At 34.1% G+C, this 1,837-nt stretch carries 2 protein-coding genes; both read right to left on the bottom strand.

Annotated features, from left to right (window positions below; translation table 11 throughout):
* Positions 1-455, bottom strand: a 455-nt coding sequence (locus RMO83_RS07430) for a homoserine kinase (protein WP_310559043.1), incomplete at its 3' end; no start/stop codon positions are given.
* Positions 456-546: 91 nt separating this feature from the next.
* Positions 547-1,837 (bottom strand): ACT domain-containing protein (locus RMO83_RS07425; RefSeq protein WP_310559042.1); only part of this gene is annotated, 1,291 nt, incomplete at its 5' end.

The raw sequence follows: 1,837 nt of genomic DNA, 5'->3' as shown, positions 1-1,837 counted from the left end.
CGAACAAGAGTAAATCCACCTAATAAACAAGGAGCAACATTGTCTGCGTGAGGGCTTCCAGAGGCTAAAACTTCGCCTTGCATAGCAAATTTAACTAGTTCTTTTCTAGAAAATGGTTTCCCTAATAATTCATTAATCCCGAAAACAGCGCCAGCCGCACTTGCTGCCGAACTTCCTATTCCTGAACCCGCTTTTATGTATTTATAGATTTCGATTTCAAATCCGAATTCGGTTTCGACTTCATTTAATAAAGCTAAAGCTGCAACTCCTGCTACATTTTTTTCGGTTTCTAATGGCAAATTGGCTCCAACTATTTTGGTTATTCGAATGCCTTTTTCATTGGTTTTTCGAATAATCATTTGGTCGCCAACATTCTCCAAACAAGTTCCTAAAACGTCGAAACCGCAAGATAAATTTGCAATTGTCGCTGGACAGAATATTTTAATTGATGTCATAAAGTTTTTAAAATCATAAAGTCATAAAGTCAGATTATCATTAAGAAAATGCTTTGGCATTAAGACTATATGACATTTGACTTTAGACTAATTATACATTTCCAATCCGAATTACATCTGCAAAAATTCCCGATGCTGTAACGGCTGCGCCAGCACCAGCTCCCTTGATTAACAAAGGTTGGTCAACATATCTGTCGGTGTAAAACTGAACAATATTGTCTTTACCTTCCAAATTATAAAACGGACTTTCTTTTGGAATAAATTCTAATCCTACACTTGCTTTTCCGTTTTCGAATGTGGCTACAAACTTCAAACGGCTGTTTTTTTTCTTGGCTTCGGCTAATAAATTATCAAAATGAGTAGCATTTGCCGTGAGCGATTTAAAGAAATCTTCGTTATTGCTGGTTTCTATACATTCTTTTGGCAAAAAGGAATTGTTGGTAATTTCCTCTATTTCCATTTTGTAACCGCTTTCGCGAATGAGAATCAGTATTTTACGAGCAACATCAACACCAGATAAATCAATTTTTGGGTCAGGTTCGGTAAAACCTTGTACACCAGCTTCTTTTACAACATCGTGAAAATTGTAAGTTTCTGAAAAATTATTGAAAATAAAGTTCAAACTTCCTGATAAAACAGCTTGAATTTTGTTGACTTTATCGCCAGATGCAATTAAATGTTTTAAAGTATCAATGATAGGTAAACCTGCGCCAACATTGGTTTCAAATAAAAATGGAGCGTTATATTTTCGAGATAAACGTTTCAAATTACTATAATTTTCATAAACCGATGAACAAGCAATTTTGTTACAAGTTACCACAGCAATATTGTCACGCAAATAATGTTCGTAGGTTTGAGCAACAACTTCATTGGCAGTAATATCTACAAAAATTGAGTTGCGTAAATTGAGTTTTTTGACATTAGAAATGAATAATTCTTTGTTGGCAATTTCGCCGTTATTTAATGAATTTTGCCAATCTTTTAAAGAAATTCCTTCTTCACTGAAAAGCATTTTTCGGGAATTAGAAACTGCAATTACCCGAAGATTTATTTTGAGGTTTTCTTTCAAGAATTTCTTTTGTTGCGCAATTTGATCTATAAATTTCTCTCCAACATTCCCTACACCCATTACAAAGAGGTTAAGTTGTTTGGTGTTTTCTTCAAAAAAACGTTCATGCAAAGTATTTAATGCTTTTTTGACATCATTCTCATTAATAACTACAGAGATATTTCTTTCTGATGCGCCTTGTGCTATGGCTCTAATATTGACATTGTTTTTACCTAAAGTGCTGAACATTTTGCCTGACAATCCTTGATGATTTTTCATGCTTTCGCCCACGAGCGCAACAATGCAAAGGTTTTTTTCTACAATAAAATTATCG

Origin of the sequence: Flavobacterium sp. (assembly GCF_031423415.1) — a bacterium.
Classification (GTDB): domain Bacteria; phylum Bacteroidota; class Bacteroidia; order Flavobacteriales; family Flavobacteriaceae; genus Flavobacterium.
The sequence above is the reverse complement of the archived record's forward strand: the minus strand, read 5'-3'. Positions and strand labels throughout refer to the sequence as shown.